Genomic DNA, 7,468 nt, shown 5'->3' with positions numbered 1-7,468 from the left:
GGCTTCGTGGCCCTGTGGGGTGTGGGCGGCTTGCTGGTGGCGGCCCGGCGCTTCCGCTGGTCCCCGCACCAGCAGGTGTGACGGAAACCTCATCCGGGAGGGGCAGGAACGGCCCGGCCGGCGGCGAAGTCACCGCCCTGGACGTCCGCCTGGCCGCCTTTTTGTTCGGTCACCTCTCGCCCCGGCCCGCCTCCGCCCCCCTGGCCACCCGGGCCGCCCGCCCCGCCCCGGGCCGCGCCGGCCGCCGGCGGGCCCAGATCCCGACCTCCCTACGCCGGCGCCGCGCCGGAGCGGGCCTCGGCCCTGACCTCACCCGCCTCGCGAGCGGCAGCCGCGAGGGCCTCCACTACTAGCTCGACCAGCTCGTCGTCGGGCGTGGGGGCCATCCGCTCCCCGTACAGCCCGATGCCCCGCAGTCCCGGGCAGAGCTCGATCTGCACGCCGGCGGCCGGGGGCAGGTTCACCGGGTTGGCGGCGTGGCGACCGGCCAGGGGGCCCAGCCACCTCTCCTCGTCGACGAACCGCCAGTCCGGCAGCCGGCTCTCCATGTGGCGCCGCACCCGGGCCGCCAGGGGACGGTTGCGCCCGCCGAGGATCACCCCCCGGAACGGCTCGGTCCGGCCGTCCTTGAGGGGCGGGCCGTAGGGCTCGACCCGGATGCCGAGGCCCGGATCCGGCAGGAGGCGGAGCGAGTCCCGGCCGAACCCGTGGACCGAGAAGACCACCTCGACGTGGGCCAGGAAGCGGGTGAGGGTGGGGGAGTCGGCCGGGTCGTGGCGGTGGGACGGCAGGTGGATCCGCAGCGACGGGGGCTGGACGATGGCGTAGTAGGACGCGCCGGCGGCCGCCGCGGCCCGGCGGGCTATGGCGTCGCTCCCCCGGTCCTGCGAGCCACCGTGCAGGGCCATGAACCCGACGCGGGAGCGGAGCTCGAGCTCCTCCACGACCCCCCGTTGGTCGAGCAGGTCCCGCAGCCGCATCCCCCGATCCTCGCACGAATGGGCGGAACGACCCTGTGGGACACTGGCGCCGTGAGCACCGTCGCACCTCCGTTCACCGTGGAGGTGGCCGACGGCGTCTACGGCTATGTCCAGCCCGACGGCAGCTGGTGGATCAACAACACGGGCTTCGTGGTGGGCGACGACGGCGTGTGTGCCGTCGACGCCTCCTCGACCGAGCGGCGGACCCGGGCCTTCCGCGACGCCATCGCGTCGGTGACCTCCCTGCCCGTCGACACGCTCGTGAACACCCACCACCACGGGGACCACACCAACGGGAACTGCCTGTTCTCCGGCGCCATCATCGTCGGCCACGTGAACTGCCGGGCCAACATGGCCGACCAGCGCATCGGCGGTCTCGAAGGGGTCTTCGAGCCCGTGGAGTGGGGGGACCTGACGGTGGCCCCACCGGACCGGACCCTCGAGGACCGTCTCGACCTCACCCTGGGGTCGCGGCGGGTGGAGCTGCGCTACGCCGGCACTCCCGCCCACACGACCGGTGACGTGGTGGTGTGGCTGCCCGACAGCGGAGTGCTGTTTGCCGGGGACCTCCTGTTCAACGGCGGGACCCCGTTCGTGCTCATGGGCTCGGTGGCGGGGTCGCTCGAGTCGCTGCAGGTCCTGCGCCGGCTACAGCCGGCCACAATCGTCCCGGGCCACGGCGGGGTGGGCGGTCCCGAGCTGATCGACCCGGTGGAGGAGTACCTGATCTGGGTCCAGGATCTGGCCCGGGAGGGACGGGAGGCGGGGCTCGAGCCCCTGGATGTGGCGCGCCAGACCGACCTGGGCCGGTGGGCCGACCTGCTCGACAGCGAGCGGCTGGTCGGCAACCTCCATCGCGCCTACGCCGAAATGGAGGGCGGTCCGATGGGCCGGCCCATCGACATTGCCGCCGCCTTTGGCGACATGATCACCTTCAACGGCGGAGCCCCGCTGCGCTGCCTGGCCTGACCCTGACGGCCCTGAACCGGCCTCAGGCGGCTACCGGCGCCTCGATGCCGAGCAGGCCCATCATGTTGCCGCCCATCACCTTGCGGAGCTGCTCGTCGTTGAGGCCGTGCAGCTCGCCGGCCCAGGAGACGGGATCGGAGAGCCCCTCGACGTGGGGGTAGTCGGACCCGAAGATGACGTGCTCGGCGCCGAGGAGCTTCACCAGCTCGCGCGGGTCCTCCTCGTGGAACGGGTGCATCCAGAAGTTGCGCTTGAACGTGTCGGACGGCTTCTGCTCGAAGGCCTGGGGCATCTGGGCCCAGGTGTGGTCGAGGTGCTCGAGCAGGCCCGGGACCCACCCGGCCCCGTTCTCGATAAGGGCGATCCGCAGCCGCGGGAACCGCTGGCAGACGCCGTGGCAGATCAACGAGGTGACGGCGTCCTGGATGTCGCGGTGGGTGTTGCGCAGGGCCTGGGTGAACGGTGAGATCTGGGCGAAGGCCTGGGTCTCGGTGTGCACCCCCTCCCACTCGTTGGAGTAGCGGACGTAGCCGCTGTCCGAGGCGTGGAGGACGACCATGATCCCCGACTCCTGCACCAGCTCCCAGTACCGGTCGAACTCGGGCAGGGCGAAGGACCTCGGTCCCCGGTACCCCCAGGCCGGCGCCGGGCGCATCAGCACGACCTTGACTCCGTTCTCGAGCAGCCACTCCAGCTCCTTGATGGCGTTGTCGAGGAGTCCCGGGGTCACGATCGGCGTGGAGTAGATGCGGTTCTCGTAGACGTAGGGCCACTCCTCGAGCATCCACAGGTTGAGGGCGTGGATGGCGGCGGCGCACAGGTCGGGATCGTCCCGCATGCGTTCCTCGACCAGGCTGGCGAGGGTCGGGATCATGAGGGCAAAGTCGACGTCCAGCTCGTTCAGCAGCTCCAGTCGCGCCGGAGCGTTGCGGAAGGCGGGCGGGCAGTCGATGCCCCGGCCGATGATCTCCCGGAGGGTCTTGCCCTCGGGGTTGCCCTGCTTGAAGTACTCCTCCTGGGCGCCGGGCCGGCCCACCCGGTCGAAGGTCGGGTTGGGGATGTAGTCGGTGATCTGACCCCGCACCACGATCTTGGTGCGCCCGTGAACGTCGACGTAGTCGATGGCGCCGCGGTACGGGTCGGGCAGGTACTTGGTGAGGGCTTCCCGGGTCTCGTACAGGTGGTTGTCGGCGTCGAACACCGGGAATCCGAGACGAGCGGACACGGCGGTCCTCCTTCGGTCTGGCGCGAGAAACATGATAACCGTGTCTCGTCGGCGGCACAAGCCGTCTACACTCGGCCCGTGCCCCTCGATCCGGAGCTGGTGGCGCCCGCCCGCACGGCCATCCTGGTGAGCGAGTGCCAGCGGATGGTGGTCGGGGACCTGTCCAGCCTCCACGCCATCGTCGAGGCCGCCACCCCGGTGCTGCCGGTCATCGGCCGGCTGGTGGAGGGCGGGCGGCGGGCCGGGGTGCAGATCGTGCACGGGACCGCCGGCCGGCGCGACGACGGCAAGGGGGCGGGGCGCAACACCCGGTTCGCGGGCCGCAACGAGCGGGAGCGCCGGCAGGGGGCGGCGCCCGACCCGGCCGGGTTGGAGGTGGTCCCCGACATCTCGGTCGACCCGGCCGACATCGTGATCTCCCGGCTCCACGGCATGACGCCGATGACCGAGACCGGCCTCGACCCCGTGCTGCGCAACCTCGGCGTGTCGACGATCGTCGCCACCGGGGTGTCCCTGAACGTGGCCCTGGCCGGCACGGTCATCGGGGCCGTCGACCGCGGCTACCACGTGGTCATGCCGACCGACGCCGTGATCGGGATCCCCCCGGACTACGGCCGGGCCATGCTCGAGAACACCTACGCCATGGTGGCGCGCCTCACCACGACCGACGAGCTGCTCTCCGTGTGGGGCCAGGGGGCCTGAGCCGGCCCGGACCCGACCGTCAGCGGCTGGGCATGCGGTTCCGCTGCACCTGGTCGAACGGCTTGTCCCGGTCGGCGGCGTACTCCCGGGGCATCCCCAGCACCCGCTCGCTGATGATGTTGCGCGCCATCTCGGTGCTGCCGCCGCCCAGGCACGATCCCTGGCGCATGACGAAGAAGGTGCCGATGCCCTCCTCGGGTGAATCGTCGTCGGCCCATGCCACGGCGTCGGCACCGGCGATGTCGAGGCCGATGCTGGAGCGCCGCACCGAGTTCATCCCCCCGTACAGCCGGGGAATGGCCCCCGCCGGCGGCGGCAGCACCCCGAGGCGGATGGAGGCGCCGATCCGCTCGATGAGCTGGCGCTGGACGGCGTCGTTGGCGTGGGCCTCGCCGACCAGCTGGCGCACCCGGGCGTCCCCGGCCCGGCCCTTGGCGATGGCCAGGTCGGCCAGGTCGCGCATCGGGCCCGACCGGGCGCCGACGCTCATGCCGCTGACGTACTGGGAGCCGCCTCCCACCGCCTCCCGCTCGTGGTACAGGAGCCGGGACGCGACCGTCCAGCCGTCGTTGACCGCGCCGAGCACGTTCTCGGCGGGCAGGTGCACGTCGGTGAAGAACTCCTGGCAGAACTCGCGCATCCCGTTGACCATCATGATCTGCTGGATCTCGATCCCGGGCTGGTGGATCTTCACGATGAACATGGTGAGGCCGCGGTGCTTGGGCGCCTCCCAGTCGGTGCGGGCCAGGCACAGCGCGTAGTCGGAGCGGAAGGCACCCGAGCTCCAGATCTTCGAGCCGTTCAGCACCCAGACGTCCCCGTCCCGGGTGGCGCGCGTGAGGACGCCGGCCAGATCCGACCCCCCGGTGGGCTCGGAGAGGAACTGCACCCACAGCTCCTCGCCCCGGAGGATGGCGGGGAGGTGGCGCTTCTTCTGCTCCTCCGTTCCGAAGTCGAGGATGGTCGGGGCCAGGATCGACAGCGTCGGGATGTTGAACACCAGCGGCATCTCGTACGGCGCCGACTCCTCGTTGAACGCCCGCTGGTGCTCCCGGGGCAGGCCCTGGCCGCCGTACTCCTTCGGGTAGCAGATCCCGGCAAAGCCGCCGTCGAACAGCTTGCGCTGCAGCTCCCGCGCCCGGGTCGGGTCGGCCTGCTGGGACTCCTGGAGGTCCATGGCGGCGGTGCCCTGAGCGATGCGGGGAAGGTTGTCCGCCAGCCAGGTGCGGGCCCGGAGGCGGAAGGAGTCCAGGTCCTCGGGGGCGGTCGTGTCTTGGGCCATCGTGGTTTCCTTCCTACATCCCGAGGAGCGAGGCGAGGCGCTCCCGATGGTCGGCGGGCGTTCCGTACGTCTCGCGGTTGACGGTCGCACGGCGGAGGTAGAGGTGGATGTCGTGCTCCCACGTCACGCCGATGCCACCGTGCATCTGCACGCAGTCCTGGATGATGTCCACCGAGCGCTCGCCGACGTAGGACTTGGCCACGCTGGCCAGATCGCCGGCGTCGTCGGCGCCCTCCTGGACGCCGCGGGCGGCGGAGGTGGCGGTGGCGTGGCACGCCTCCAGCCACGTCTTCATGTCGGCGAAGCGGTGCTTCAGGGCCTGGTACGACGCCAGCGGGCGTCCGAACGAGAAGCGGTCGAAGGCGTACTGGGTCGTGAACTCGAAGACCCGGTCGACGGCGCCGACCGTCTCGGCGCACTGCAGCGCCGCCGCCAGCTGGATCTGGATCTCGACGTCCCCGGCGGCCCCGCCCGGGGCACCGACGACGGCGGACTCGGGGACCCGCACGTCCTCGAACGACACCGTGGCGAACCGCCGGCAGAAGTCGAGGCTGCGGAGCGGGGTAACGCGGACCCCGGGGGCGTCGGCGGGGACGAGGAACTGGCCGAGGCCCTCCCCGGTCCGGGCGGTCACGAGGAGCCGGTCGGCCTGTGCCGCCGCCTCGACGGGTGACTTGATGCCCGCCAGCACGAAATCGCCGCCGTCGCCCCGGGCCGTCAGCCCCACCCCGGCCGGGCCCCACCGGGTCCCCGGCTCGTCGAAGCACCACGCCGCGGTGAGCTCCCCGGCCACGACCGCGCCGAGCAGGTCCTTCTTCTGCTCGGCCGAGCCCGACCGGGCCACCGTGGCCGCCACCACGTTGGTCGGGAGGAACGGACCGGGGGAGACCCACCGGCCCATCTCCTCGGCCACCAGCACCAGGTCGAGCAGCCCGTTACCCGAGACCGTGCCTCCGCCGTGCTCCTCGGGGACCAACATCGACGTCCATCCCAGCTCCGCCACCTGGCGCCACCACCCCCGGTCGAAGCCGTCGGGATCGTCGTAGAGCTGGCGGACGGTCGCGAGGGGACAGGAGCTCTCGATGAACTTCCGGCTCGTCTCCCAGAACAGGTGCTGATCGTTGTCTAGCTCGAGCTCCACCCGATCTCCTTCCCTCCGTCGCGGGGCCGGCGGCGACGGTCGGCCACCGCGGCCGGCGATGACCGGTGCCACAATCTCGCACAATGGCCCCCGTGAGCTTCCACCTCTACCTCCCGCAGATGCGCATGACCCTCGAGACCATGGTGGAGCGGGCCCGGGCGGCCGAGAGCGCCGGATTCGAGGGTCTCGGGCTCATGGACCACCTGGCTCCGCCGATGGCGCTGGACCAGCCGATGTACGAGGCGATGGTGACCGCCACCTGGCTGGCGGCCCACACTTCGACGTTGCGCATCGGTCACCTCGTGCTGTGCGACGCCTTCCGCCACCCCGCCGTGCTCGCCCGCGAGGCGGTCTCGATCGACCACGCGTCGCGCGGTCGGTTCGAGCTGGGCATCGGATGGGGCTCGGTCCCCGCCGAGCTCGAGATCTTCGGCGTCGGGACCACCGACGCCCGCGAGCGGGTGGACCGCCTGGCCGAGACGCTGGAGGTGATCCGCTTGCTGTGGTCCGGTGACACCGTGGACTTCTCGGGCCGCTTCCACCGGGTGCGGGCCGGGGCCCAGAAGCCCACGCCGCTGGGGGAGATCCCGGTCGTCATCGGGGGGGCGGGGCCGCGCACCCTCGAGCTGGTGGCGGCCCACGCCGACTGGTGGAACCTGCCGATCTACGCCCTCGACCGGCTCGAGGAGCTGCGCCCCCGGACCGGTAAGGCCCGCACCTCGGTCCAGCAGATGGTGGCGTGGGTCCCGTCGGAGGACCAGCGCGCCGACGTGGAGGCGCTGGCGGCGCGCCGCTTCCCGAACTGGGACGGCATGTCCATCGGCACCGGACCCGAGCTGGTCGACGGCTTCCGCCGCCTCCGGGACCGGGGGGTCGAGCGGTTCTACGTGTGGTTCACCGACTTCGCCCCGCCGGCCACGCTGGCGGCCTTCGGTGACCAGGTCATAGCCGAGCTGGACGGGCGCTGAGCGGTGCGGATCTCCTTCGACTTCAGCGGCAGCGTGGTGCTCGTGACGGGCGGGACGCGCGGGGTGGGCCGCGGCATCACCGACGCCTTCCTGGCCGCCGGGTCGGCGGTCGTGGCGTGCGGTCGGAAGGAGCCCGAGCCCGGCGCCATCGGTGGCGCCGAGTTCGTGGCGTGCGACGTCCGCGACGCCGAGCAGGTGGCG

8 protein-coding genes are annotated in these 7,468 nt (G+C 72.0%); 4 read left to right on the top strand and 4 right to left on the bottom strand.

The window, feature by feature from the left end; genetic code table 11:
* Positions 1-269: 269 nt before the first annotated feature.
* A complete protein-coding gene (locus VFW24_14955; protein HEX5268063.1) occupies positions 270-980 on the bottom strand; it encodes a poly-gamma-glutamate hydrolase family protein in 711 nt (236 codons plus the stop codon).
* 51 nt (positions 981-1,031) lie between these two features.
* On the opposite strand from VFW24_14955, the gene VFW24_14950 reads away from it, so the two are divergent.
* The gene (locus tag VFW24_14950) at positions 1,032-1,949 is read left to right on the top strand and encodes an MBL fold metallo-hydrolase (GenBank protein ID HEX5268062.1); all 918 of its coding nucleotides are present in this window, start codon (positions 1,032-1,034) and stop codon (positions 1,947-1,949) included.
* A gap of 22 nt (positions 1,950-1,971) precedes the next feature.
* On the opposite strand, the gene VFW24_14945 is transcribed toward VFW24_14950, so the two are convergent.
* Entirely contained in the window at positions 1,972-3,174 is a 1,203-nt protein-coding gene (locus tag VFW24_14945; GenBank protein ID HEX5268061.1) for an amidohydrolase family protein, read from the bottom strand.
* Positions 3,175-3,252: 78 nt separating this feature from the next.
* Here VFW24_14945 and VFW24_14940 point away from each other — a divergent pair, with 78 nt between their 5' ends.
* Positions 3,253-3,876, top strand: coding sequence for a cysteine hydrolase (locus VFW24_14940; protein HEX5268060.1), 624 nt, complete (start codon positions 3,253-3,255; stop codon positions 3,874-3,876).
* Between the two features lie 19 nt (positions 3,877-3,895).
* On the opposite strand, the gene VFW24_14935 is transcribed toward VFW24_14940, so the two are convergent.
* Both VFW24_14935 and VFW24_14930 read right to left on the bottom strand, forming a co-directional pair.
* Positions 3,896-5,158, bottom strand: coding sequence for an acyl-CoA dehydrogenase family protein (locus VFW24_14935; GenBank protein HEX5268059.1), 1,263 nt, complete (start codon positions 5,156-5,158; stop codon positions 3,896-3,898).
* Between the two features lie 13 nt (positions 5,159-5,171).
* Positions 5,172-6,299, bottom strand: a complete 1,128-nt coding sequence (locus tag VFW24_14930; GenBank protein ID HEX5268058.1) for an acyl-CoA dehydrogenase family protein — start codon at positions 6,297-6,299, stop codon at positions 5,172-5,174.
* A 92-nt stretch (positions 6,300-6,391) separates the two neighbouring features.
* Between VFW24_14930 and VFW24_14925 the strand changes: the two genes are divergently transcribed.
* Positions 6,392-7,267: an LLM class flavin-dependent oxidoreductase gene (locus VFW24_14925; GenBank protein ID HEX5268057.1), complete on the top strand. Its 876-nt coding sequence runs from the start codon at positions 6,392-6,394 to the stop codon at positions 7,265-7,267.
* A gap of 3 nt (positions 7,268-7,270) precedes the next feature.
* A partial coding sequence (locus VFW24_14920; GenBank protein HEX5268056.1) for an SDR family NAD(P)-dependent oxidoreductase occupies positions 7,271-7,468 on the top strand: 198 nt, incomplete at its 3' end.

The organism is Acidimicrobiales bacterium, assembly GCA_036273495.1.
In the GTDB taxonomy this organism is placed as follows: Bacteria; Actinomycetota; Acidimicrobiia; order Acidimicrobiales; family JAJPHE01; genus DASSEU01.
This window is presented reverse-complemented; position numbering and strand designations above follow the sequence as displayed.